This window comes from Paractinoplanes ferrugineus, from assembly GCF_016862195.1.
In the GTDB taxonomy this organism is placed as follows: domain Bacteria; phylum Actinomycetota; class Actinomycetes; order Mycobacteriales; family Micromonosporaceae; genus Actinoplanes; species Actinoplanes ferrugineus.
Genome location: NZ_BOMM01000001.1, coordinates 245,402 through 269,033 on the forward strand (window position 1 = coordinate 245,402; position 23,632 = coordinate 269,033).

Annotated in this window: 27 protein-coding genes and 1 pseudogene; 20 read left to right on the forward strand and 8 right to left on the reverse strand. The window is 71.2% G+C overall.

The annotated features are described in order from the left end of the window. Positions 1–11: 11 nt before the first annotated feature. From Afe05nite_RS01055 to Afe05nite_RS01065, 3 genes are all read left to right on the forward strand, one after another. Entirely contained in the window at positions 12–1,058 is a 1,047-nt protein-coding gene (locus tag Afe05nite_RS01055) for a LacI family DNA-binding transcriptional regulator (RefSeq protein WP_203814987.1), read from the forward strand. A 32-nt stretch (positions 1,059–1,090) separates the two neighbouring features. Further along, positions 1,091–2,707 carry a glycoside hydrolase family 13 protein gene (locus tag Afe05nite_RS01060; protein WP_203814988.1) on the forward strand — a complete coding sequence of 539 codons (1,617 nt, stop codon included), beginning with the start codon at positions 1,091–1,093 and terminating at the stop codon, positions 2,705–2,707. A gap of 61 nt (positions 2,708–2,768) precedes the next feature. Beyond that, positions 2,769–3,275: a hypothetical protein gene (locus Afe05nite_RS01065; RefSeq protein WP_203814989.1), complete on the forward strand. Its 507-nt coding sequence runs from the start codon at positions 2,769–2,771 to the stop codon at positions 3,273–3,275. A gap of 778 nt (positions 3,276–4,053) precedes the next feature. Here the strand turns inward: Afe05nite_RS01065 and Afe05nite_RS01070 are convergent. Both Afe05nite_RS01070 and Afe05nite_RS01075 read right to left on the reverse strand, forming a co-directional pair. Next, complete coding sequence (locus Afe05nite_RS01070) at positions 4,054–4,482, reverse strand: NUDIX hydrolase (RefSeq protein ID WP_203814990.1); 429 nt, start codon at positions 4,480–4,482, stop codon at positions 4,054–4,056. Continuing rightward, positions 4,482–6,536 carry an ATP-dependent DNA helicase gene (locus tag Afe05nite_RS01075; protein WP_203814991.1) on the reverse strand — a complete coding sequence of 685 codons (2,055 nt, stop codon included), beginning with the start codon at positions 6,534–6,536 and terminating at the stop codon, positions 4,482–4,484. The genes Afe05nite_RS01070 and Afe05nite_RS01075 overlap by 1 nt, the downstream gene beginning before the upstream one ends. Before the next feature lie 56 nt (positions 6,537–6,592). Between Afe05nite_RS01075 and Afe05nite_RS01080 the strand changes: the two genes are divergently transcribed. After that, positions 6,593–7,099, forward strand: a complete 507-nt coding sequence (locus Afe05nite_RS01080) for a DUF402 domain-containing protein (protein WP_203814992.1) — start codon at positions 6,593–6,595, stop codon at positions 7,097–7,099. On the opposite strand, the gene sigJ is transcribed toward Afe05nite_RS01080, so the two are convergent. Beyond that, entirely contained in the window at positions 7,079–7,960 is an 882-nt protein-coding gene (gene sigJ / locus Afe05nite_RS01085; protein ID WP_203814993.1) for an RNA polymerase sigma factor SigJ, read from the reverse strand. The genes Afe05nite_RS01080 and sigJ overlap by 21 nt on opposite strands. A gap of 104 nt (positions 7,961–8,064) precedes the next feature. Here sigJ and Afe05nite_RS01090 point away from each other — a divergent pair, with 104 nt between their 5' ends. From Afe05nite_RS01090 to Afe05nite_RS01105, 4 genes are all read left to right on the forward strand, one after another. After that, positions 8,065–9,018, forward strand: coding sequence for a PI-PLC domain-containing protein (locus Afe05nite_RS01090; protein WP_239117459.1), 954 nt, complete (start codon positions 8,065–8,067; stop codon positions 9,016–9,018). Positions 9,019–9,134: 116 nt separating this feature from the next. Then, positions 9,135–9,761 carry a DUF47 domain-containing protein gene (locus tag Afe05nite_RS01095; protein ID WP_203814995.1) on the forward strand — a complete coding sequence of 209 codons (627 nt, stop codon included), beginning with the start codon at positions 9,135–9,137 and terminating at the stop codon, positions 9,759–9,761. A gap of 3 nt (positions 9,762–9,764) precedes the next feature. After that, the gene (locus Afe05nite_RS01100; RefSeq protein ID WP_203814996.1) at positions 9,765–10,769 is read left to right on the forward strand and encodes an inorganic phosphate transporter; all 1,005 of its coding nucleotides are present in this window, start codon (positions 9,765–9,767) and stop codon (positions 10,767–10,769) included. Between the two features lie 84 nt (positions 10,770–10,853). After that, positions 10,854–11,675 carry a hypothetical protein gene (locus Afe05nite_RS01105; RefSeq protein WP_203814997.1) on the forward strand — a complete coding sequence of 274 codons (822 nt, stop codon included), beginning with the start codon at positions 10,854–10,856 and terminating at the stop codon, positions 11,673–11,675. Here the strand turns inward: Afe05nite_RS01105 and Afe05nite_RS01110 are convergent. Beyond that, positions 11,669–12,043 carry a DsrE family protein gene (locus Afe05nite_RS01110; RefSeq protein ID WP_203814998.1) on the reverse strand — a complete coding sequence of 125 codons (375 nt, stop codon included), beginning with the start codon at positions 12,041–12,043 and terminating at the stop codon, positions 11,669–11,671. The two genes, Afe05nite_RS01105 and Afe05nite_RS01110, sit on opposite strands and share 7 nt — an antisense overlap. A gap of 14 nt (positions 12,044–12,057) precedes the next feature. Between Afe05nite_RS01110 and mtfM the strand changes: the two genes are divergently transcribed. Both mtfM and Afe05nite_RS01115 read left to right on the forward strand, forming a co-directional pair. After that, positions 12,058–12,162, forward strand: coding sequence for a small membrane protein MtfM (mtfM, locus tag Afe05nite_RS44440; protein ID WP_275407434.1), 105 nt, complete (start codon positions 12,058–12,060; stop codon positions 12,160–12,162). A 4-nt stretch (positions 12,163–12,166) separates the two neighbouring features. Continuing rightward, the gene (locus Afe05nite_RS01115) at positions 12,167–12,763 is read left to right on the forward strand and encodes a heme-binding beta-barrel domain-containing protein (protein WP_203814999.1); all 597 of its coding nucleotides are present in this window, start codon (positions 12,167–12,169) and stop codon (positions 12,761–12,763) included. A gap of 21 nt (positions 12,764–12,784) precedes the next feature. Here Afe05nite_RS01115 and Afe05nite_RS01120 read toward each other — a convergent pair whose 3' ends face one another. Next, a complete protein-coding gene (locus Afe05nite_RS01120; protein WP_203815000.1) occupies positions 12,785–13,519 on the reverse strand; it encodes an aminotransferase class IV in 735 nt (244 codons plus the stop codon). A 62-nt stretch (positions 13,520–13,581) separates the two neighbouring features. On the opposite strand from Afe05nite_RS01120, the gene Afe05nite_RS01125 reads away from it, so the two are divergent. The 10 genes and pseudogenes from Afe05nite_RS01125 (at position 13,582) to Afe05nite_RS01170 (ending at position 20,264) form a co-directional block, all read left to right on the forward strand. Continuing rightward, the gene (locus Afe05nite_RS01125) at positions 13,582–13,977 is read left to right on the forward strand and encodes a Fur family transcriptional regulator (protein ID WP_203815241.1); all 396 of its coding nucleotides are present in this window, start codon (positions 13,582–13,584) and stop codon (positions 13,975–13,977) included. Then, complete coding sequence (gene ygfZ, locus Afe05nite_RS01130) at positions 13,978–15,018, forward strand: CAF17-like 4Fe-4S cluster assembly/insertion protein YgfZ (RefSeq protein WP_203815001.1); 1,041 nt, start codon at positions 13,978–13,980, stop codon at positions 15,016–15,018. 22 nt (positions 15,019–15,040) lie between these two features. Then, positions 15,041–15,874 carry a beta-keto acid cleavage family enzyme gene (locus Afe05nite_RS01135; RefSeq protein ID WP_203815002.1) on the forward strand — a complete coding sequence of 278 codons (834 nt, stop codon included), beginning with the start codon at positions 15,041–15,043 and terminating at the stop codon, positions 15,872–15,874. After that, positions 15,871–16,806, forward strand: a complete 936-nt coding sequence (locus Afe05nite_RS01140) for an asparaginase (protein ID WP_203815003.1) — start codon at positions 15,871–15,873, stop codon at positions 16,804–16,806. Before Afe05nite_RS01135 ends, Afe05nite_RS01140 begins: the two co-directional genes overlap by 4 nt. 68 nt (positions 16,807–16,874) lie before the next feature. Next, positions 16,875–17,234: pseudogene (locus Afe05nite_RS01145) on the forward strand (helix-turn-helix domain-containing protein); the annotation flags it as partial. A 25-nt stretch (positions 17,235–17,259) separates the two neighbouring features. Next, on the forward strand, positions 17,260–17,718 hold the full coding sequence (locus tag Afe05nite_RS01150; protein ID WP_203815005.1) for a hypothetical protein: 459 nt from the start codon (positions 17,260–17,262) through the stop codon (positions 17,716–17,718). A gap of 54 nt (positions 17,719–17,772) precedes the next feature. Beyond that, entirely contained in the window at positions 17,773–18,087 is a 315-nt protein-coding gene (locus Afe05nite_RS01155) for a DUF2516 family protein (protein WP_203815006.1), read from the forward strand. Beyond that, positions 18,084–18,968: an alpha/beta fold hydrolase gene (locus Afe05nite_RS01160; RefSeq protein ID WP_203815007.1), complete on the forward strand. Its 885-nt coding sequence runs from the start codon at positions 18,084–18,086 to the stop codon at positions 18,966–18,968. The genes Afe05nite_RS01155 and Afe05nite_RS01160 overlap by 4 nt, the downstream gene beginning before the upstream one ends. A gap of 158 nt (positions 18,969–19,126) precedes the next feature. Next, entirely contained in the window at positions 19,127–19,456 is a 330-nt protein-coding gene (locus Afe05nite_RS01165; RefSeq protein WP_203815008.1) for a hypothetical protein, read from the forward strand. 19 nt (positions 19,457–19,475) lie between these two features. Further along, positions 19,476–20,264 (forward strand): EI24 domain-containing protein, encoded by a 789-nt coding sequence (locus tag Afe05nite_RS01170; protein WP_203815009.1) that lies wholly within the window; start codon positions 19,476–19,478, stop codon positions 20,262–20,264. Positions 20,265–20,270: 6 nt separating this feature from the next. Here Afe05nite_RS01170 and Afe05nite_RS01175 read toward each other — a convergent pair whose 3' ends face one another. The 3 genes from Afe05nite_RS01175 to Afe05nite_RS01185 all read right to left on the reverse strand — a co-directional run bounded on the left by Afe05nite_RS01175 (position 20,271) and on the right by Afe05nite_RS01185 (position 23,587). Continuing rightward, entirely contained in the window at positions 20,271–21,281 is a 1,011-nt protein-coding gene (locus tag Afe05nite_RS01175) for a LacI family DNA-binding transcriptional regulator (protein WP_203815010.1), read from the reverse strand. Positions 21,282–21,291: 10 nt separating this feature from the next. Then, positions 21,292–22,710, reverse strand: a complete 1,419-nt coding sequence (locus tag Afe05nite_RS01180) for a GH1 family beta-glucosidase (protein ID WP_203815011.1) — start codon at positions 22,708–22,710, stop codon at positions 21,292–21,294. A 112-nt stretch (positions 22,711–22,822) separates the two neighbouring features. After that, entirely contained in the window at positions 22,823–23,587 is a 765-nt protein-coding gene (locus tag Afe05nite_RS01185; RefSeq protein WP_203815012.1) for a maleylpyruvate isomerase family mycothiol-dependent enzyme, read from the reverse strand. Positions 23,588–23,632 lie beyond the last annotated feature (45 nt).

Genomic DNA, 23,632 nt, shown 5'->3' on the forward strand with positions numbered 1-23,632 from the left:
AAAGTGGGTGGATGCCGTCGAGGAAGGTCGGCGGCAAGCCGACTTCGAGCGATGTGGCCGCGGCCGCGGGGGTCTCCCGGTCCGCCGTCTCGTTCGCGTTCAACAACCCGCAACGCATCTCGGCGGCCACCCGCGAACGGATTCTCGCGGTGGCCGCCGATCTCGGTTATACGCCCAACACGCTGGCCCGCATGCTCCAGGCCGGCACTACCAACTCGATCGGGGTGCTCCTGCCGCAGCGGCTCGCCCAGATCCTGGAGAACCCGTACTACGCCAGGTTCCTGATGGGCGTCGGGCAGATCTGCGACCAGGAGGGCTACACCCTCCTGCTGACCCCGCCGCTGCAGGACTCGGTGCTCAAGGCCATTCCGTACGCCGCGGTCGACGGTTTCATCGTCTGTGGGCTGGAGACCGAGGGTGCCGAGGTGGCCGAGCTGGTGCGCCGGGACGTTCCGTTCGTGCTGGCCGACTCCGATCACTACGAGAACGCGCCGAGTGTCGAGGTCGACGATCGTGGCGGCGCCCACGAGGTGACCCGCTACCTGCTCGAACTGGGGCACCGGCGGATCGCCGTACTCTCCATCGCACCCGGACCGGATGTCGCCACCCGGGGTTATCGCGGCCCGTTGGGCCGCCGGATGCACGGCATCGCCGACGCGCTCGAAGCCGCCGGCCTGACCATGGCCGACGTGGCGCTCGCCGAGGTGCCGGTGACCCGGGTCGACGGTTATCGCGCCACCCAGGAGCTGATATCCCGCCCGGCCCGGCCGACCGCGATCATGGCGCTCTCCGACGTGCTCGCCTACGGTGCCGTCGACGCCCTGCAGGAGCTGGGCCTGCGCGTGCCGGAGGACGTGTCGGTGACCGGTTTTGACGATCTGGCCGAGTCGGCGTGGTTCCGGCCGAGGCTGACCACCGTGCGGCAGCCGATCGTCACCAAGGGCCGAAGCGCGGCGTCGTTCCTCATCTCGGCCGTGCGGGGCGAGGACCAGCACCCGCATCAGCTCCTCGGCACCACTCTCATCGTGCGTGACTCGGTTACCAAACCGCTGATGTAACACGTGTTAGTAACGTGCTAGCGTGTCGCGTCATGACCCCTTGGTGGCGAGATGCTGTCATCTACCAGATCTATCCCCGCAGCTTCGCCGACCTCGACGGCGACGGCATCGGCGACCTGCCGGGCATCCGGAGCCGCCTGCCCTATCTGCGCGACCTCGGAGTCGACGCGGTCTGGCTCTCCCCCTTCTACCTCTCGCCCCAGGCCGACGCCGGCTACGACGTCGCCGACTACCGCACCGTCGACCCGATGTTCGGCACCCTCGACGACGCTCGCGGGCTGGTGACCGACGCGCACGAGCTGGGTCTGCGGGTGATCGTCGACCTGGTTCCCAACCACTCGTCCGACCAGCACGTCTGGTTCCAGCAGGCGCTGGCCGAAGGGCCCGGATCGCCGCTGCGCGCGCGCTACCACTTCCGCGACGGACGAGGCGACCAGCCGCCCAACGACTGGCCCTCGATCTTCGGCGGGCCGGCCTGGACCCGGGTCGACGACGGCCAGTGGTACCTGCACCTGTTCGCCCCGGAACAGCCGGACTTCAACTGGGACCACCCCGCCGTCGCCGACGAATTCCGGACGATCCTGCGCTTCTGGCTCGACCTCGGCGTCGACGGATTCCGCATCGACGTCGCGCACGGCCTGGTCAAGGCGGCCGGGCTGCCGGACATCGGGCACGAGGCGACCTGGCACCTGCTCGACGTCGGCGAAAGCCCCTGCTTCGACCGCGACGGCGTGCACGACATCTACCGCAGCTGGCGGACGATCCTCGACGAATACCCCGGCGACCGCATCGCGGTGGCCGAGGCGTGGGCCCCCACCCTGGACCGCGTGGCGAACTACGTCCGGCCCGACGAACTGCACCAGGCGTTCAACTTCAGCTACCTCGGCACCGCCTGGGACGCCGCCGCCCAACGCTCCATGATCGACGACTCGCTGGCCGCCATGGCCGCCGTCGGCGCCCCCACCACCTGGACCCTGTCCAACCACGACGTGGTGCGCCACACCAACCGGCTGATGCGGCAGCACGACGGCGAGGTGGCCGGCAAGAAGCCCGTCGAGGTCGACCAGGAGGCCGGCCTGCGCCGTGCCCGCGCCGCCTCGCTGCTGCTCCTGGCCCTGCCCGGCTCCGCCTACCTCTATCAGGGCGAGGAGCTCGGCCTGCCCGAGGTCGTCGACCTGCCGCCGGAGGTACGCCAGGACCCGGCCTTCCACCGGGCCACCGGCCAGGACGGCTACCGCGACGGTTGCCGGGTGCCGATCCCGTGGTCCGGCACAACCGCCCCGTACGGCTTCGGCCCCGAGGGCGGCCCCAGCTGGCTGCCCCAGCCCCCGTCGTGGGCCGAGCTGAGCGTGGCCGCCCAGGACGGCGTGGCCGGCTCCACCCTGACCATGTACCGCGACGCCTTGACCCTGCGCCGCAAGCTCTTCGCCGCCGCCGACACGCTGACCTGGCAGGATGAGCCCGCCGGCCGGCTCACCTTCGACCGTGGCGACGCGTTCCGCTGCACGGTGAACATGAGCGCCGCCCCGGTCCGCGTCGAAGCGCCCGGCCAGGTGCTGCTGGCCAGCGCCCCGATCACAGTCGAGAACGGCGTAGCCACCCTCCCGCCGGACACCACCGTCTGGTGGTCCATCGGAAAAGTCCGGTGACTTATCGTTGACCGGTGAGCGAGCGCCGGCGATCCACCCGAGTCGCGTCAGCGGACCTCGGGTGAGCGAACGCCGACGATCGTTCACCCGAGTCGCGGTAAGCGGACATCGCGGCCTGCCGTCCGACGTGGAGGCCTACGTCGCGGCCGAGATCGGACACGAACTCCGCCGCCTGACCGCCGACCACCACCAGCTGGTCGGCGTCTCCTGCCTGGCCGACGGCGCGGACCAGATCTTCGCCCGCGCCGTCCTGGCCGCCGGCGGCACCCTGGAAGCCGTCATCCCCGCCGACGACTACCGTGCCGGACTGCCGCCGCAAGCCCGAGCCGGCCTCGACGACCTGCTGAATCGGGCGACCGCCGTTCTCCGCTGCCCGCACCCCCGGTCGACCCCCACCGCCTACATGGACGCCAGCCGCCTGATGATCGACCGCGCCGACCGCCTGATAGCCGTCTGGGACGGTCGCCCCGCCCGCTCCTTCGGCGGCACCGGCGACGTGGTCGACTACGCCCGCGAGAAGTCGATCCCCACCGTCGTGATCTGGCCCCCCGGCGTCACCCGAACCTAGCCCCGCTCCGGCTCCGGCTCCTGCTCCGCAGCGACCCTTTTTCACTGAGGATGGGGCCTCCCAGGCGAGACCCCTCTTTCACTGAAGTTGGGTTGGCCTTGGGCTTGTCGAGCAGCCGCCAACCGCCTTACGTCCGTTCTGCGGCAGTCGTCGAGGTGTTGTCGAGCCCTCAGCCCGCATGACCAGGTCATGTCGGCGACCAGCTCTTCCTTGACCAGGCCCGCTCGCCCGCAAGTCGCCGGGTGATGCCCCGTGCCACCACCGCACCGCCATTGCCACCGGCCGTCGCACTCCAGCCGGCCGCCTCACGGCGCGCTCGGGGCCGGCCGCCTCACGGCGCGCCCTTGACGTCGGCAACCTCACGGCGCGCCCTTGGGGTCGGCGACCCCGCCTGGTACTCGATGCTCCGAGTGGCCGGCATATTTCCTCGGGCTCGGGCTCGGGCTCGGGCCGGTCGTCTCGCGGCGGGTCGGGGACTTCCCCTGCGGTGGGCGTCCCGCATCGCCGCCTCGCGTTGGGGTTGAGGCTCGGCGGTGGGCTTTCCGCCTCACGATGGGGCTGGGCTCGGCGGTGGGCTTTCCGTCTCGCTGCCGGTTCGCCGGTGTGGTCATCTTGCGAAGGATGGCCCGGTTTGGTCGTCTCGCAGTGGGCGTCTCGGGCCGGACACGGTGGGGGTGGGCCGGCGTGGTCGGGCGGCCCCCCACGCGCATGCCGATGGGGCTCGCGCCGGCCGGGTCGCGGTGAGGCTCCCGCTAAGCGATATCGGGGTGTGGTCCCGCTACGTGGTGGTGGGTGGGGCGGTGAGCTCGGCGTATTCGGGTGAGCTCAGGAAAGTGCTGATCACCTCGGCGCTGCCGGGGGTGAACGGGCGGGCGAGGGCCGAGGCGGCGGGGATGAAGAGCATGGCGGCGCCTTCGCCGAGGACCACGTCGGACTGGGTGGCGGTGGTGGGGCCGTAGAAGTAGTGCTTGAGGCGGTGCTGGGGGGCGAGTTTCTGGGTGGTGAAGGGGCGCAGTGGGGTGGCGGGGCGCAGGGACGTCTCCTCCCACAGTTCGCGTTCGGCGGCTTCGAGGGGGGTTTCGCCGGGCTCGATGGCGCCGCCGGGCAGGCCCCAGACGTTGGGGTAGTAGGGCGCTTGGTCGTCGCGTAGTTGCAGCAGCAGGGCGCCGGACCGGGCGACCAGCAAGACGCAGGCGATCCGGAGCATCAGCTCTTGCCCAGGCGTTGCAGGGCGCCCAGCGCCACCTCCGGTTTGGTGGTGTACCAGAACGGGGGCAGTGACTTGCGCAGGAAAGCGCCGTAACCGCGGGCGGTCTCGAGGCGGGAGTCGAGGACGGCGACCACGCCCTTGTCGCCTTTGGAGCGGATCAGCCGGCCGACGCCCTGGGCCAGTCGGATGGCGGCGATGGGGACGCTCACGGAGGCGAAGCCGGAGCCGCCGGCGGCGTCGACGGCGGCGGAGCGGGCGGCGGCGAGGGGCTCGTCGGGGCGGGGGAAGGGGAGGCGGTCGATCACTACCAGCTGGCAGGCCTCGCCGGGCACGTCGACGCCCTGCCACAGGGACATGACGCCGAACAGGCAGCTCTCTTTGACTTCGCGGAATTTGCGGACCAGCAACGGCAGGGCCTCTTCACCCTGCAGGAGGATCGGCAGGTCGGTGCGGGCGCGCAGCAGCTCGGCGGCCTGGGTGGCGGCTTTGCGGGAGGAGAACAAGCCGAGGGTACGACCACCGATCGCCTCGACCAGTTTGAGCAGTTCCTCGCCGGCCGCGTCGGGCAGCCCGGACGCCATCGGGCGGGGCAGGTGCGCGGCCACGTAGAGGATGCCCTGTTTGGGGTAGTCGAAGGGGGAGCCGACGTCGAGTGACGTCCAGCCGTCGCCGGCGGTGGGTGGGGCGTCGGCGGTCAGTGAGCCGGGGGCGGCGGTCTCGGCCACGGCGGAGCGGGCGGACGGCACGGCCGGGGCGGCGGCGGGCAGGCCGAGTGAGCGGGCCACGGTGTCGAAGCGGCCGCCGAGGGTGAGGGTGGCCGAGGTGGCCACGACCGTACGGTCCGCGTAGAGGCCCTGGGCCAGGGTGCCGGCCACCGACAGCGGGGCGACCACCAGGGCTCGGCGGCCGTTGCCGAGGTCGGACTTCTCGACCCAGGCCACGTCGAAGTCGGACTCCTCCAGGAGGCGCTGGGCGGTGTCGGACAGGTCGCTGAGGGCGGTTTTGGCCTGCTGTTTGCGGACCGGGTCGGGGTCGTCGCCCTTGATGTCGCCAATGGCGGTCAGGCCGGCCCGGGTGCCCGCCTCCAGCAGGGTGACCGCCTGGCGCAGCAGGTCGGGCAGGCCGCTGGTGAGCCGGCCCGCGGGGTGGTCGGCGAGGCCGACGGTGAGGGCGTCGGCGGCCTCGGCCAGTTGCTCGGCGGTGGCCGGGGGGATGAACGGCTTGGCGCGGCGGGACGAGCGCTCGATCGCCTCCGGGGTCAACTCGGCCTGGGCGGCGGAGGAGACGCGGTCGGCCAGCTCGTGGGCCTCGTCGATGACGAGCAGTTTGTGCGGCGGGACGATGTGCCGGTCGGCGAGCATGTCGACGGCCAGCAGGCTGTGGTTGGTGACGACGATGTCGGCCTCGCGGGCGCGGGCGCGGGACGCCTCGGCGAAGCACTCGGCACCGTACGGGCATTTCTGCGCGCCCACGCAGTCACGGGCCGGCATGGACACCTGGCGCCAGGCGGTCTCGTCGACGCCGGGGTCGAGCTCGTCGCGGTCGCCCGTGGTGGTCTTCTCCGACCAGGCGTGCAGGCGCTGGATCTGCTTGCCGAGCTTGCCCGCCTCGCCGAGCCACTGGGTGGCCCGCGGCGCGTCGTCGAACAGCGTGTCGGTCGGCTGTTCCTCGTCGGCGTGCTCCATCTTGGCCAGGCACAGGTAGTGGTGGCGGCCCTTGAGGACGGCGAACGTGGGGCGGCGGCCGAGGACCGGCTCGACCGCCTCGGCGAGTCGGGGCAGGTCGTGCTCGACGAGTTGGTTCTGCAACGCCAGCGTGGCCGTGGAGACGACCACCGGGCCGTCGACGAGCAGGGACGGGGTCAGGTAGGCAAGACTTTTTCCGGTGCCGGTGCCGGCCTGCACGAGCAGGTGCTCGCGGTCCCGGATGGCCCGGTCGATGGCGGCGACCATGGCCTGCTGACCGGGGCGTTCGCCGCCGCCGGGGACCGCGCCGACGGCGGCGGCGAGGAGTTGGTCGGCGGTCGCCTTCTTGCGGGTAGCTGCGGGCACGCGAAGACGGTACCCGCCACCACCGACAGATTCCGACCACCGTTAGGGTTCGAGTCATGCCGCACGACATGGTCCGGGTCGTCTACACGAAGTACGACGGCGCGGCCCACCGGGACTATCCGGCCCGCCGCTTCGGCTCCGACGACCTCGGCGTCTGGGTCGGGGTGACGCACGGCACGAAGTCGGTCTACCACGGCCGCCCGTCGGTCGAGCAGATCCCGTTCGTCCTGCTGATCCCGCATCACGCCTGGTGGACCGGGATGTTCAACCCGCCGCCGCGGACCAGCGAGGCCTACTGCGACATCACCACGCCGGCCCGGTGGGAGGGTGACACCGTACACATCATTGATCTTGACCTTGATGTGGTGCGCCGGCGGGAGACCGGCGTGGTGGAGTTGCGCGACGAGGACGAGTTCGAGGAGCACCGGGTCCGGTTCGGTTACCCGGACGATCTGGTGCTCGAGGCGCAGGCGGCCGCGGCCCGGCTGCTGGGCGCGCTGGGCGACGGCAGCGAGCCGTTCGCCACGGAGTACCAGAAATATCTAGCCCAGGTCGCCCAGTGACAATTTGCCCGGGTTGAGCTGGTTGAACAGCCCGGTGATCCGGCCCTCGTCGACCGTCACGGCGAGCACCGACAGCAGCGGGCGCCCGTCGGCGAAGGTGCCGCGCACCAGCACCCCCGCCGCGCCGTTGACCACCACCGGCTCGACCGTGACCGCGCTGAGCCGGTTGCCGAGGATGCCGAGGTAGAAGCGGGCCACCCGGTCCGCGCCGACGACCGGGCGGGTGCCGACGCCGGGGACGAGACCGCCGCCGTCGCCGATCGCGACCACGTCGGGCGCGAGCACGGCCGCGAGCGCTTGCAGATCACCGCTGCTCGCCGCGGCCAGGAACGCGTTGAGCACCTCGCGCTGTTCGGCCGGCCCGGCCGAGTGCCGCACCGTGCCCTCGTTGATCGCGCGCCGGCCGCGGGAGGCGTGCTGGCGGGCGGCGCTCTCGGTGGTGCCGAGCACGGTCGCGACGTCTTCGAACGGCAGGCCGAAGGCGTCGTGCAGGACCAGGGCGACCCGCTGTTCGGGGCTCAGTCGCTCGAGGACGATCAGCAGGGCCAGCCCGACCTGGTCGCTCATCTCGGCGTGGGCGGCCGGTCCGGGATCAGGATCAACGGTGTACGCCGGGAGCCACTGACCGGGGTAGGCCTCCCGGCTGACCCGCGCCGATTTCAGCACGTCGAGACAGATGCGCCCGGTCACCGTCGTCAGCCAGCCGCGCAGGTCGTGGATCTTGCCGCCGGTCCGGGCCCGATCGAAGCGCAGCCACGCCTCCTGCACCGCGTCCTCGGCTTCGGCCCGGCTGCCCAGCATGCGATAGGCGAGGGCGAGCAGGTGCGGCCGCTCGGCCTCGAACTCGGTGGTCGACGGCATGGCTGAAATTCTGCGTGACAAAGCCGTGCTGCCGGTACCGGATGTGACACAGTAGTAATCGCCCATATCGTACGAATCGGATGTTGCAATCGGATGGTGTGCTCGTGAGCAACGGTGCGACTATCGCCTGCGGCCTGGCCGGGCTGGCCGCGGGCGCCGGTGCCGTGTCGATCGGGGCCGTGCGGTCGCGCCGGCCCGGTCCGTACCTGGCCGCCGGGCATGCGCTCGCCCTGCCCCGGCACGCCGACCCGCTGCCCGAGGTGCTGCGGAGCGGCCTCGGCGGGCTGACCGTGCCGGTCACTCCCGGCCCGCACGGCGAGTTGTTCCTCGGACCGGGCGGGCCGCAACCCGGCCGTACGCTGCGCCGGCTGGTCCTGACCCCGCTCCTGGCCCGCGCCCGGAGCCGGGGTGGGCGTCTCGCTCACAACCAGGTGACGCCGTTCCGGCTGGTCGTGGAGTTCGTCGGGGAAAACCGCGAGGCGGAGACGCTGCTCCGGGCGTACCGCATGCTCGACCAGCAGTTGCGTGACCATGCCGCCCTGCTCAGCCACTGCGCCGGCGAAACCCTCGTGCCGGGTGCCGTCACCGTCTCGGTCGCCGGCATCGTCGACGTCCGGCAGCTGCTGGCCGGGCAGGACGAGCGGTACGCCTTCGCCGACGGCACGTTCGACGACATCGGCTCCCGGTCGGCCCCGCCCCGGCTCGTCCCGATGATCAGCGAGCCGTGGAACCGCCGGTTCGGCTGGGACGGCCGCGAGCCGATCTCCGCCGAGGAACGTCACCTGCTGCACGCGATGGTTCGCGCGGCCCACGAGGACGGCCGTACCGTGCGCATCTCCGGCCTGCCGACCGCCTCGCGCGCGGCCCGCCGGGCGCTCTGGACCGAGCTGGGCGCGGCCGGGGTGGACGTGATCGCCGACTTCGACAAGCGCGGACTGGCTCGGCACCTGCGCCGGCACCCGGTCAGCAGCTGGGCGCCACGCACCCCGATGCCGGGCGTCGCGGTCCGCCGAGACCTGCCCCGGCCGCATCCGGATCGTCCCCGCGAATCGGTGTAGAACAGCGCCGCCGGGGGCATCACTGCCCCGCCCACCGGGCGAACGAAAGGTGAACCGTGGGCGACCGCTAGCATTCCCGGAGATCCATCCCACCTCCGTCGATCGAGGTCCGCGTCGTGAAGTTCTCCTTCCGCCCCGTCGAGGGGGCCTTCTACGAGCTGTTCACGTCCGCCGCCCACAACCTCGTCAAAGGCACCGAGCTGCTCAACGAGCTGGCGCTGCCGGGCGTCGACGTGATGTCGGTGAGCGAGCGGCTGACCGATGTGGAACACGACAGCGACCAGATCACCCACGATCTCTACAAGAAGATCAACTCGACGTTCATCACACCGTTCGACCGGGCCGACATCTACAACCTCGGCTCCGGGCTCGATGACGTGATGGATCACCTCGAAGCCGTCGGAAACCTTCTCTACCTGTACGGGCTGACCGAGCTCCCGTCGCTGCCCCGGGAGATGCACGAGCTCGTCAACGTGCTCGACCAGCAGGCGAAGATCACCGCTGAGGCGATGCCGCGGTTGCGCTCCATGAAGGGTCTCGAGGAGTACTGGATCGAGATCAACCGCCTCGAGAACGACGGCGACCGTTCCTACCGCATGCTGCTGGTCCGGCTGTTCTCCGGCGAGTACGACGCCCTCACCGTGCTGAAGATGAAGGAGGTCGCCGACGAGCTGGAGGCCGCCTGCGACGCCTTCGAGCACGTGGCGAACACGGTCGAGACCATCGCGGTCAAGGAGTCCTAGGCCTTGTCTGCCGAACTCGTCGCCGTCCTCGCGGTGATCCTGGCGGCGATGGTGTTCGACTACACCAACGGCTTCCACGACGCGGCGAACGCCATCGCCACCAGTGTCAGCACCCGGGCGCTGACCCCTCGGATCGCGCTGCTGATGGCCGCCATCGGCAACTTCATCGGCGCCCACTTCGGCGAGAAGGTCGCGAAGACCGTCGGCAGTGGCCTGATCGACGTGCCCCAGGTGGTCGGTGGCCTGGCCCTGGTGCTGGCCGGGGTGCTGGGCGCCATCGCCTGGAACCTGATCACGTGGTACTTCGGCCTGCCCTCGTCCTCCTCGCACGCCCTGATCGGCGGCCTGGTCGGCGCGGCCCTGGTCGCCGGTGAGACGGTGCACTGGGCCGGCATCGTCAAGAAGGTCCTGCTGCCGATGGTGCTGTCCCCGGTGGCCGGCTTCGTCCTCGGCTTCATCGTGATGGTCGCCCTGATGTGGATCTTCCGGCGTGGTCGCCCGGCCAAGCTGAACCGTGGCTTCCGCTGGGCCCAGACCGTCTCGGCGGCGCTGATGTCGATCGGCCACGGCCTGCAGGACGCCGCGAAGACCATCGGCGTGATCGTGCTGGCCCTCTACGTGGGCGGCTACCAGGACTCCACGTCGCACATCCCGCAGTGGGCGTACTGGACGTCGGCGACGGTGCTGGCGCTCGGCACGTACGCGGGTGGCTGGCGCATCATCCGGACCCTGGGCCGCAAGATCATCGACCTCGGCCCGCCCGAGGGTTTCGCCGCCGAGACGGTGGCGAGCAGCCTGCTCTTCACGTTCGGCATCGGCCTGGGCGCCCCGATCAGCACCACCCACACGATCACGTCGGCCATCATGGGCGTCGGCGCCACCAAGAAGCTGTCCGCCGTCCGCTGGGGCGTGGCCGGCAACATCGTCGGCGCGTGGATCCTGACCTTCCCGGGTGCGGGCGGCATCGCGGCGCTCTGCTACTTCGTGGTCCGCCCGTTCTTCTCCTGACTCACCGCCCGGACCCGCCGGTCCGGCCGGTGAGTCGCCGATCGCCTTGAAGCCCGCGAGGCCGGTCATGTCACCATGGCTGCCGTGACGGGTCCGGAGGTTGGCGGGTTGCTGCGGCAGGGGAAGCGGCGGCGGTTGCTCATCGGCGCGGTGATCGCGTGGATTGTCGTGCTTGTCGGGCTTTCCATCTGGTCGGTCGAGCGAGAGCCGGCCACCGTGCCGGAGCAGCGCGACATCGCCCACGCCGTGCCGGAACTCCAACAGGCGGCCGGGACGCTCTTCACCGCGGCCGACGGCGACGGGCGGGCCCTCGTTCTCGGCGAGCTCGAGCTCATCGGTGACTGCCGCATCACGCCCGTGCGCAGCGGCACCGAAGCGGCCCGCGACCTCACGATCTATGTGGCCGACGGTGGCGCCAAGGCCGCGCTCGACCAGATCGCGGCCGGGCTGCCGAAGCGCTACCAGGCTTATTCGATCTCCACCAAGGGCGGGACCCGGCTCACCTTCCACGCCGACGCCGGCAACTTCATCGGGATCGACGGGCGGGTCGACGCCACCGCCAAGGTGCTGACGTTGCGGCTCACCAGCGGATGCCGGCCGGACAGCGACGACATCCCGGGGGAGGCCGACCCCAGCGCGGGAGCGCCGCCGGCGGTGTTCGGGGCGGTGCTGGCCGCGCTCAGCGGCGAGGCGACGTCGGTGCCGGCGACCACCGCGGTGCCCGGAGCGACCAGTTGGACGGTTGCCCTCGACGAGCCCACCGACCTGCAGGAACGCTTGCGGAAAGTGAGCGCGGGCGCGGCGGTGATCCGCGGCGACGCGAGCGTCTGGGCCTACCGGACCGGCGACGACTCGGTGGTCGTGGTGCCGGACGGTAAGCGGGTGCGGGTCACGGTCAGTCAGTAGACCAGGGCCTGCGCCTCCGGCGCGGTCACTTCCTCGACGAAGACGGCGGCCCCCGCGATGCGGATGCCCGGGAGCACCGCGTCGGGGGTGATCTCGCGCCGCGCCGCGCACTGGGTGCAGGCCGTCACGCGGCCCGACGACAGCAGCAGGTCGAGCAGGTCGGGCAGGGGAGCGGCGTGCGGCAACTCGAACTCGGCGGCCCGGCCCGGCAGGGCGAACCAGGTGGACTCACCGGTCAGCCAGAACGAGACGTCCACGCCGGACGCGACGGCCGTCGACGCCACCGTGAACGCCTGCGAACAGCGCTCCGGAGCATCGGCGCCGGCGGTTGCCTTGACGACCAGCAAACGTGCCATGGACGCCAGCATAGGATGGGCCGGTCATGGTTACCGAGATCGGGTTCGTGAGTCTGCTGGTCGCCGGTTTGGGTGCGCTGGCGGGCGGCATCGGCTATCTGGCCGTTCGAGTTTCGAGAGGACGTTGGTGAACCAGTGAGCGACGACAACCCACTCGGGCCCCCGCCGTGGCTCAACGCGCCACCGGTGGAGCCCTACCCCTACGAGGACACGCACGACCTGCGCAAGGGTGCCGATCTGCACCCGGCGCTGCTGGGTCTGCTGCCGTTCGTGGGGCTGTGGCGCGGGCGCGGGCAGGGCGGCTTCCCGGCCGACGACGACTACAATTTCGCCCAGGAGGTCCGGATCAGCCACGACGGCCGGCCGTTCCTGCGGTTCGAGTCGCGGTCCTGGCTGCTCGACGACGACTCGAAGCCGATCGGCGAGTGGTCCCTGGAGTCCGGTTTCTGGCGGCCCGTTCTCGATCAGGGCCGGGCGACCGACGAGATGGAAGCCACGATCATCACCCCGGAAGGCACGGCGGAGCTGTACCTCGGCAAGGCGATCGGCACGACGCGCCTCGAGATGGCGGCCGATGCCATCGCGTACACGCCGTCGGGCCGCAAGCTGACCGGCGCGCACCGGCTGTTCGGCATCGTCGAGGGCGCGCTGCTCTATGCGCACGAGGTGGCCATCGCCGACAGCGGGCTGCGTCCGCACATGTCGGCCCGGCTGCTGCGGATCGGCGGCTGACTAGTAGCCGAGCAGCGCCAGCTAGTAGCCGAGCAGCGCCAGCAGGCGGGGGGTCCAGGGCGAGCGAGCTCGGGCGACCCCGTCGAGCGAGGTCACTTCGGCGAGGCCACGCAGGGCGGAGGCGAACCAGATCGCGTCCGCCCGGGCCAGCTCGGAGAGGGTGCTCATCCGGTAGGAGCCGCGCAGGTCGACGGCGGCCGCGCGGGACAACAGCTCGGCGGCGGTGGTTCCGGCCAGGACGCCGGCCGATTCCGGTACGGAGTGCAGCTCGTCCCCGGCCAGCCAGACGACCGAGGCCGTGGGCCCTTCCAGCGCGTACCCGGCAGGTGAGACCCACAGGAGGTCGTCGCCGCCCTGCGCCTGAGCCCACCGCTTGGCCGCGAAGTTGGGTCCGTAGGACAGGGTTTTCGCCGCCGCCGTCGACCAGGGTGGTGGGTCGGCGACCGGTGCGCTGAGCACTCGGATGCCGTCGCGGCGCTCGGCCAGGACCGAGGCCGGGATGGGCGAGACCGTCACGTGCAGTGACTCCCGGGTCTGGATGATCCGCAACGCGCTCGCCGCGGTCACCGGCGGTAACGCCGCCACCCGGGCCCGCACCTCGTCCGGCGCCAGCGCGAGATCAAGTCGCCCGGCCGACCGGGCGAGCCGGGCCAGATGCTGATCAAGCAGCCAAGGGCCGTCGGGACGCAGATGGACAGTCTCGAACACGCCGTCGCCGAAGAGCTCGGCCGGCGAGACCAGAACACGGTCGGTCACGGGCGGAGCGTAACGGCGGATCGAACTATGCTCGTAACGTGTCCGCCACATCGCTAGCTGAAATGCTCCGGGAACGCGGCCTGCGCCTGACCCCGCAGCGCCAGCTCATCCTGGAGGCGGTGCACGACCTCGGCCATGCCACCCCCGAGCAGGTGCACACCGCGGTCCGGGAGCGGGTCGCCGGAGTCAACATCACCACCGTCTACCGCACGCTCGAGCTTCTCGAGGAACTCGGGCTCGTCAACCACACCCACCTGTCGCACGGTTCGCCGACCTACCACGCGGCGGGTGAGGATCAGCACGTTCACCTCGTCTGCCGTGGATGTGGGTCGATCGATGAGGTAGACCCGACAGTGATGCAACCGGTGACCGACCGGCTGCTGGCGGAGCGGGGCTTCCGGGTCGACGTCGGCCACGTCTCGCTCTTCGGCGTCTGCGGGCAGTGCAAGGAGCTTTAGATGACCGTCGTGATGGTCGAGGACCTCGATCCGTCGTCCGCTGACGCGGGGGTGGCCGCGCATTACGGCGATCCCGTGCGGGAGCAGCGCACCCTGGCCACCGCGGTGGGTCTGGTCGACCGTTCCAACCGGGACGTGATCGCCGTCCCGGGCGATGAACGGGCGAGCTGGCTGCACACCTTGACCACCCAGCACCTGAGCGACCTGTCCGCCATGACGGGTTCGGAACTGCTCGTCCTGTCGCCGCACGGGCACGTCGAGCAGCACGCCTACGTCACCGAGGACGGCACCACCGCCTGGCTCGACACCGAGCCGGGGGCGGGTGCCGGGTTGCTGAAATACCTGGAGATGATGCGGTTCTTCACCCGGGTCGAGCCACGCGACGCGACCGCCGAGATGGCGGTGCTGTCGCTTGTCGGGCCGGGTGCCGCCGACCTGTTCCCGGAACTCGCGGCACCCCGGGTGGCGGCCGTGCCGGGGGCGAAGTTCGCGGCCGGCGAGATCCCGGCCCACGCCACCAGTCTCTACGCGGTCCGCGAGTTCGAGGGCGGTCTCGCCCGCCGGGTGCCGCTGGGCGTCGACCTGCTCGTGCCCCGCGCCGCCCGCACCGCCGTGATCGAGAAGCTCGGCGTGCCGCTGGCCGGGCTCTGGGCCTACGAGGCGATCCGGGTCGAGCACCACATGCCCCGGCTCGGCTGGGAGACCGACCACCGCACGATCCCGGCCGAGGCCGAGTTCGTCGCCCCGGCCGTGCACCTCGACAAGGGTTGCTACCGCGGGCAGGAGACGGTCGCGCGGGTGCACCACCTGGGCCGGCCGCCGCGCCGGCTGGTGCTGCTGCACTTCGACGGCATCGCCTCCGACCACCCGCCGGCCCAGGGCACCCCGGTGACCCTGGCCGGCCGCGAGGTCGGGTTCATCGGCACCGCGGTGCGCCATCACGAGCTGGGCCAGATCGCGCTGGCCGTGCTGAAGCGCAACGTGGCCGACGACGCCGCACTGAACGTCGGGGAATCGGTGGCGGCGATCGATCCGGCCTGACCCGGGTGGCACTATGCAAAGCATGACCGGGACCGTGATCACCGTTGCTCCGACCGGTGCGGAGAACAGCAAGACCGACGTACCAGCCTTGCCAGTGACCCTGGACGAGCTGGTGCTGACCGCCAAGGAGTGCGAGGCGCTCGGCGCCTCGATCATCCACGTCCACATCCGGGACGCCGACGCCCGGCCCACCCTCGACCCGGGCCGCCTGCGGGACACCGTGGCCGGCCTGCGCGAGTCGACCGACCTGATCGTGCAGCTCTCCTCGGGCGGGGCCGTGACCGACCCCGAGTCCGACCGGCTGGCCGTGCTCGACGCCGGCCCCGAGATGGCCTCCTGCACGATGGGCACGGTCAACTTCGGTGACGGCGTGTTCATGAACCGCTGGGAGTTCATCGTCGAGCTGCACACCCGCATGCAGGAGCGGGGCATCGTGCCGGAATACGAGATCTTCGACCTGGGCCAGCTCGCCACCCTGCAGCGGCTGCTCGGCAAGCACGGACTGCCGGCCGGCGGCCACGTGCACGTCGACCTGGTGATGGGCGTGCCGGGCGGGATGCCGGGCACGACGGCCGCGCTGGTGGCGTGCGAGCAGGCGATCCGCGACCTGCCGGCCGGCACGACATTTTCCGCGACCGGCATCGGGCGCTCCACCATCCCGGTGATGCTGGCCTCGCTGTCGGCGGGTGGGCACCTGCGGGTCGGGATGGAAGACACCGTCACCTATGCGAAGGGCCAGTCGGTCGACTCGAACATGCAGCTGGTGGCGCGGGCGGCCGGGTTCGCCGAGCTGGCCCAGCGCTCGCCGCTGACCACCCGGGAAGCGCGCGCGCTGCTCGGCGTGCCGACCCGATGATCATCGCCGAGGTGGTCCGCTCGGGCTTCGTCGAGAGCGTGCACCACGGTTCGGTCGCCGTGTTGACCGCCGCCCCCTGGCCGGCCGACGGCGGCGGACGCGGTCGGGGTGAGGTGGTGCGGCCGATCTTTCCGCGGTCGGCGCTCAAGCCGCTGCAGACGGTCGGCATGCTTCGCGCCGGGCTGGTGCCGCGGGACGAGTCCGACCTCGCCATGATCAGCGCGAGCCATTTCGGCGAGCCGCTCCACATCCGGCGGGTCCGGGAGATCCTCGAGGCGGCCGGGCTGGAACCGGCCGCACTGCGTTGCCCGGCCGCGCTGCCGATGGCCGAGTCGGCGCGCGACGACTGGCTGCGCCGGCAGGGCGGCCCCGAGCGGATCCTGATGAACTGCTCCGGCAAGCACGCCGGGATGTTGGCGACCTGCGTGGCCAACGGCTGGCCGACCGACTCGTACCTCGATCCGGCGCACCCGCTGCAGAAGACCCTGGCCGAGGCGGTGGCCGAGCTGGCCGGCGAGCCGATCGCCGCGGTCGGCGTGGACGGCTGCGGCGCGCCCTGCCTCGCGCTGTCCCTGACCGGTCTCGCCCGCGCGTTCCAGCGTCTCGTCGAAGCCGCGCCGGACACCTTCGAGCGCCGGGTGGCGAACGCGATGCGCGCCCACCCGGTGCTGGTGGCGGGCACCGGGGTGGACGACTCGGTGCTGATGGAGGCGGTGCCGGGCCTGCTTGCCAAGGGCGGGGCCGAGGGTGTCGTGGCGGTCGGCGTGCCGGGGGTCGGCGCGGTGGCGATAAAGGTGGACGACGGCGGTCAGCGGGCGCGGATGCCGGTGCTCCTCGCCGAGCTGCGTGGCCTGGGCGTCGCGGTGCCGGCGATGGAGCAGCTGGTGCTGGGTGGCGGCGAGCCGGTGGGAGAGATCCGCGCGGTCGGGTGACTCGTTTCACGCTAGCTGTTGCAAGCATTCTGCTTGCAACAGCTAGCACTCCGGGCTACGTTCGGAGCATGGCCACCCCCAAGGATCTGCCTCAGGACATCGGAAGTTTCATCCGTGACCTGCGACAGACCGCGAAGATCTCGCTGCGCCAGCTCGCCGACAAGGCGGGCGTGAGCAATCCCTACCTCAGCCAGATCGAGCGTGGCCTGCGCAAGCCGAGCGCCGAAGTGTTGCAGCAGATCGCCAGTGCGCTGCGGGTGTCGACGCCCGCGATGTATTTGCGGGCCGGCCTGCTGGACGGCGAGGGCCAGCCGGGGGTGCTGGCCGCGATCGCGGTGGATCCGGACCTCACGATCGCCCAGAAGCAGTCGCTGTCGCAGATCTACGAGACCTTTCGCAACGAGAATGCCCGGCATGCGCCCGAGACCGACGAAATCGCCGAGGAGAGCCGAGATGACCGACCAGACCAACACTAAGCTGCCCGCCCCGCTCTACGCCGCCGCCGGCGCCGGTGACCTGGCCTACCAGCAGCTGCGCAAGCTGCCCGCCGTGGTGACCGAGCTGAGCGAGCGCGCCGCCGCCTCGCTGCGCACCTACAACGAGCAGGCCGGCGTCAAGGCCGCCCAGCTGCGCGAGAAGGCCAACACCACCGACTTCGACGCCCTTCGGGGCAACGCCGCCAGCGTGGCGACCTCGTTCGCCCAGCTCGCCCAGGAGCGCGCGGTCACGGCGTACACCCAGCTTGTCGCCCGCGGCGAGCGAGTGGTCGGCAGCGGCATCGTCGAGGCCGCCGACGTGGTCAACGCCGACATCGAGACCACCGAGGAGCCCAAGGTGATCGAGGCGGCCACGCCCACCCCGAAGCCCCGCAAGCGCGCCACCAAGCCGGTCGTCAACCCGGCCGACCAGTAATCGTGATCAGCGGGCCTCGGTGGTTGCCGGGGCCCGCGTCATAGACTTTCCCTCATGGCCTACTCCGCGCCGATCTTCTACGGTTACGTCTACGCGTATATCAACATCGTCATCTTGATCTTCTCGTTGGCCATCCAGGCGGTCGCTCTCATCCACTGCCTGACCCAGCGAGGCGACGGTTTCCAGGCCATCGGCACGCTCCCCAAGGGCGCCTGGGCGGCGATTCTCTCCGTCTGCATCGTGCTGACCCTGCTGGTCAGCGGATCGATCGGCATCTTCAGCCTGATCGGCATCGGAGCCGCGCTGGTCTATCTTCTCGACGTCCGGCCCGGCCTCAAGGACCTGTCGGACGGCAAAGGCTTCTGGTGAGGCGGTTCGGTCCGCCCCCGCCCGACGGCGGACCTAGGTTGCAACGAGCCGACCGCACCGGTCCACGGACCGGGCGTCCGACTCTGCCGGGTCCGCCCACCGAGCTCGTCTCCACCCCGTCCGGCGTACGCCTCGAACAGCTCGTCACCGGGGTGGGCGAGCCGGTCACGGTCTTCGCGCACGGCCTCGGCGGGGACATCGCCGGCACCCGTCCGCTGGGCAGCGCGGTGACCGGGCGCCGGGTGTTCTTCCACTTCCGTGGCCACGGTCGCTCCGACGCGCCGGTCGGTCCGTGGAGCTTCGGTGATCTGGCCGGCGACCTGCGGGCGGTGGCCGATCTGGCCGGGGCCACCCGGGCGCTCGGCGTGAGCATGGGGGCGGGCGCGCTGGCCCGGCTGCTCAGTGCGTCACCCGACCGCTTCGAGCGGGTGGTCTGCTATCTCCCGGCGCCGCTCGACGGCACCCGCCCGGCCGCCGCCGAGGCCCGGGTGGAACGCCTGCTGGCCGCGGTCGAATCGGGTGAGGCCGCGTCGATCGCCGCCGCCGTCGAGTCCGAGTTGCCGGCTCCGGTGCGCAACACCCCGACCGGTTGGAGCTATCTGCGGCAGCGGGTCGAGCAGCTGCAGAAGGACGGTCTCGGGGCCGAGCTGACCACGCTGTGGCACGAGCCCGCGGTGCCCGACGAGGCGGCGCTGGCCGCCTTCCGGGGCCGGGCGCTGGTGCTCGGCTGTCTGGGCGACGAGGTGCACCCGGCGGCCTGGGCCGAACGTCTGGCCGGGCTGCTGCCGGGTGCCGAGCTACACGTCTACGACCGGCCCGCGGTGCTCTGGACCAACCGGGCCGAGCTTCGTGAGCGCATCTCGTCGTTCCTCAACGACTGACGGACAGCCGTAACCTTTTCGGCCGCTGATCCGGTTGTCCCGGCGTGCAGGTATCCCCCAAATCTATCTTTTTCGGACTCGTAGCTTTCGGACTGCCGATTGCTGTCGCGACCGGCTGGACCCTCGCCTCCCCGCCCACCGGCCCGGCGGCGTTCGGTGTGCCCGCCATCGGCGGCCTCGGCCCGGCGACCGGCAACGGTGCCGTCGGGGCCGCTCCCGAACGGGCCAAGCCCCGGCCGGCCATCACCACGCGAAGGGCCTTGCCTCCACCGGTCCGGTCGGCCGTCGTGCTTCCGCCGGCCAAGGCGCCCGCGGCCGCCCCCACCGCCACCACGATGCCGCCGATCACCGTGCGGCCGACGGCCGGGTTGCCGACGCTCGACCAGCCGCCGGTGCCGACTCCCACCGAGATCCTGGAGTTCCCGACCGATCCGGCGGACCCCTCGGACTGGCCCAGCGACGAGCCGTGGTACTTCCCCGAGCCGTGACCTAATAGGCTGCCGGATCGTGAGTGCAGCTCGGCAATTCCTGCAGGGTGCCACCCTGCTCGTCCGGGGCCTCGGCCTGGTCCTGCGCAGCCCCAAGCTGCTCGGACTCGGGTTGCTGCCCGCCGTGATCTCCGGCGTCCTCTACGCGGTCGCCCTGTTCCTGCTGCTCGACTTCCTCCCGCAGCTGTCGCGGGGTGTCACCTGGTTCGCCGACGACTGGTCGGCCGGCGGGCGTGACGTGGTGCGGGTGGTGGCCGGGTTCGGTCTGCTCGGAGTGGCCGGCCTGCTCGGCATCCTCACCTTCACCGCCGTGACGCTGCTGATCGGCGACCCGTTCTACGAACGCATCTCGGAGCTGGTCGAGGACCGCTTCGGCGGTGTGCGGGACGCGGTCGAGGTCAGCTTCTGGGAGTCGCTGCGCCGCAGCCTGGTCGACTCGGTCCGGCTCATCGGGCTGTCCATCCTGTTCGGCGTGCCGCTGTTCGCTCTCGGTTTCGTGCCGATCATCGGGCAGACCGTCATCCCGGTGCTCGGGGCGCTGGTCGGCGGCTGGCTGTTGGCGGTCGAGCTGACCGGCGTGCCGTTCCAGCGGCGAGGCAAGCGGATCGGCGACCGGCGGGCGGCGCTGCGGGGTGCCCGGCCGCTCGCGCTCGGCTTCGGCGTCGCGGTCTTCTGCTGCTTCCTGATCCCGCTCGGCGCCGTGCTGCTCATGCCGGCCGCGGTGGCCGGTGCGACGCTGCTCTCCCGCTCGGTGCTGGGTCACCCGATAAACACCGTCGAGGTGGCGCTCGAGAGCGGATCCCGCTGAGCCGGCTCACGCCGTCTCGCGGATCACCAGCTCGGTCGGCAGCACCACGGCGTCGGGCTGGTGCGGCTCGTCGTTGATCAGGCCGAGCAGCTGGCGGGCCATCGTGCGCCCCATCTCCACGATCGGCTGGCGCACGGTGGTCAGCGGCGGCTCGCTGTAGCGGCTGATCTCGAAGTCGTCGAAGCCGATCACCGCGACGTCGCCGGGCACCCGGCGGCCGGCGTCCTTCAGTGCGGTCAGCGCGCCGTGCGCCATCATGTCCGAGGCGACGAAGACCGCGTCCAGGGCCGGGTCGTCGTCGAGTAGTTTGCGCATCGCGACCATGCCGGACTCGCGGGTGAAGTCGCCGATCCGCACGTGCTGGGCGAGACCGGCCTCCTCGAGGGTGGCGCGATAACCGGCGAGCCGGTCGATGCCGGCCACCATGTCCTGCGGGCCGGCGATGGTGGCGATCCGGCGCCGACCGGCCGTGACCAGGTGGCGGACCGCGCCGCAGACGCCGCCGAAGTGGTCGACGTCCACGTAGGGCACGGCCGCCGCACCGATCGGGCGGCCGGAGCAGACGACCGGGATGCCGAGGCGGACCAGGGTGCCGGGCAGTGGGTCGGCGCCGTGCATGGACGCGAACATCACGCCGTCCACGTGCCCGGCCACCGCGTACCGCTCGACGCGGTCGTGGCTCTTGGCCGAGCCCGCCATCATCAGCACCAGCTGTTTGTCGGCGGCCTCGAGCTCGCCGCCGACGCCGCGGATGATCGCCGGGAAGAAGAGGTCATCGGAGAAGACCCGGTTGGCTGTCTCCGGCAGGATCAACGCGATCGACTCGGTGCGCTGGGTGACCAGGCTGCGGGCGGCCTGGTTGGGCACATAGCCCAGTTCCTCGACGGCCCGGTTGACCGCCTCGCGGATGGAGGCGGCCACCGACGTCGAACCGTTGACGACGCGGGAGACGGTCGCCCTGGACACTCCGGCGCGGCGCGCCACGGCTTCCAGGGTCGGTCGCTCCCGTATCACCAACTGCGCACCCCTAGCTCTCGGCGGGCTCGGCGATGCCGTTGCGGCGGATCACCTCCCGGTACCACTTCGCGCTGTCCTTGAGCCGCCGCTCCTGCGTGGCGTAATCGACGTGCACGATCCCGAAGCGCTTCGCGTATCCCTCGGCCCACTCGAAGTTGTCCATGAGCGACCAGACGAAGTAACCGCGCAGATCCACGCCGGCCGCCAAGGCATCATGGCAGGCTCGCAGGTGACCGTCGAGATATTCGATGCGTCGGGTGTCGCGCACTTCGCCGTCGGCGTCCGGTCCCTCGGGATATGCGGCGCCGTTCTCGGTGATCATGAGCGCGGTGCCCGGGTAGTCGTCGTGGACCCGTTTGAGCAGGTGAGTCAGGCCGGACGGCTCGATCAGCCAGTTCATGTCGGTCACCGGGCCGTCCGGGTCGCGGAACGCGATGCCCTCGCTGCCCGGCTGGTCGGGGGCACCGGGCGAGCCGGGCTTGGCCGACACGTACGCCGGCTGGTAGAAGTTGATCCCCAGCACGTCGATCGGCTCGCTCATCGTCTTCAGGTCGCCGTCCTGGATGTAGGACAGGTCGGTGAAGCGGGCCATGTGGGTGAGCATGTCGGCCGGGTATTCGCCCTTGAGCAGCGGGTCGAAGAAGATCCGGTTGGACAGGCCGTCGATGATCCGCACAGCCTCGAGGTCGGCCGCGCTTGTCGGGTCGACCGGGAAGGCCACCGACGGGTTGAGCGTGATGCTGATGCTGCGGGCGCCGGCCGCGCGCAGTTCCCGGGCCGCGAGACCGTGGCCGAGCAGCAGGTGGTGCACGGCCGCGAAGGTGGCGGCCGGGTCCTGCTTGCCGGGCGCGTGCCGGCCGCTGGCGTAACCCAGGTAGGCCGAGCACCACGGTTCGTTCAGCGTGGTCCAGGTGGCGACGCGGTCACCGAGCCGGGAGTGGACGATCTGGGCGTACTCCGCGAAGGCCTCCGCGGTGTGCCGGTTGGCCCAGCCGCCGAGGTCTTCCAGGGTCTGCGGCAGGTCCCAGTGATAGAGCGTGACCACCGGGTCGATGCCCTTGCCGAGCAGTTCGTCGGTGAGCCGGTCGTAGAAGTCCAGGCCTTTGACGTTGACCGGCCCGGAGCCGTCGGGCTGGATCCGCGGCCAGGCGACGGAGAACCGGTAGGACGCGAGGCCGAGGTCCGCCATCAGCGCCACGTCCTCGACGTAGCGGTGGTAGTGGTCGTCGGCCACGTCGCCGGTGTGCCCGAGGTAGACCTTCCCCGGCGTACGGCAGAAGGTGTCCCAGATGGACGGGCCGCGACCGTCTTCCCGCGCCGCGCCCTCGATCTGGTACGACGCGGTGGCCGCGCCCCAGATGAAGCCGTCGGGGAAGGTGATCCCGGCGAGGGCCGGCTGGGCCGACGTGGACGTGACGGTTGCCGTCATGCGTTCCCCGCTTCCTGGTGTTTCCGAAATTTGTTTCGGCTCTCGCTTAACCGGTTAATCATAGGGGCCGCCACCGTAACGACGTACCGGTGGTAAGGCGAATGTAACCGGGTCAGCCTGTGCGCAGGGCCGAGACCAGGCGCGGATCACCGGTAACCACCAGGCGATCCATCCGCATCCGGCCCATCAGAGCGAGCAGCAGGTCGCTTGCCGGACCGGTCACCTGGGCCCGTGCGTGATGGTCGTCGGAGTCGAGAATCGTGCTCGTGTCGAGCAGTGCCACCCCGGCGCCACGCAGCCGAACGAACCACTCGTAACCGGCGTCACCCGCCACCAAGTGCACCACGCCGTGCAGGTCGGTGGGGCCGTTCCGGCGTCCGGCGGGCAACCAGGTGTCGAGCACCTCGCTCACCCCGTCGGCGGCCAGCTTGGTCTCGATCGGCGTGGCCCGACCGGCCATGGACTCGGCGTCCCACCGGTGCACGGAGATCTCGTGCGCCATCCGCCGGTGCCAGAAGCCGGCCTGCTTGGCCTGCGGCGCCCAGTTCCACGCCGGGGAGTCGGCCTCGACCGCCTCGAGCGTCTCGATCGTGCCGGTCAGCTCCCGGCGCAGCTCGTCGAGGGCGGCCTCCCACTCGGGCCGCTCACCCTCGCGCACCGGTGCGGTGGTGGGGCGGGCGGTGACGCCTCGCGGCACGGTCTCGCGCACCCAGTGCGTCAGGGTGGTGATGTGTTCGACCAGATCGGCGCAGGTCCAGCCCGGACACGAGGGCACCTCCGCGGTCGGGCCGGCCTCGGCCACCGCATCCCGCAGTGCCGGGCTGTCGGCCCGGAGGGCGGCGATCCAGAACTCCTTGGTCGCGTGCAGCCTGTTCATCGCGCATCTCTCCGCTTCATCGGACCGCCGATGAGTGCCCCGGCG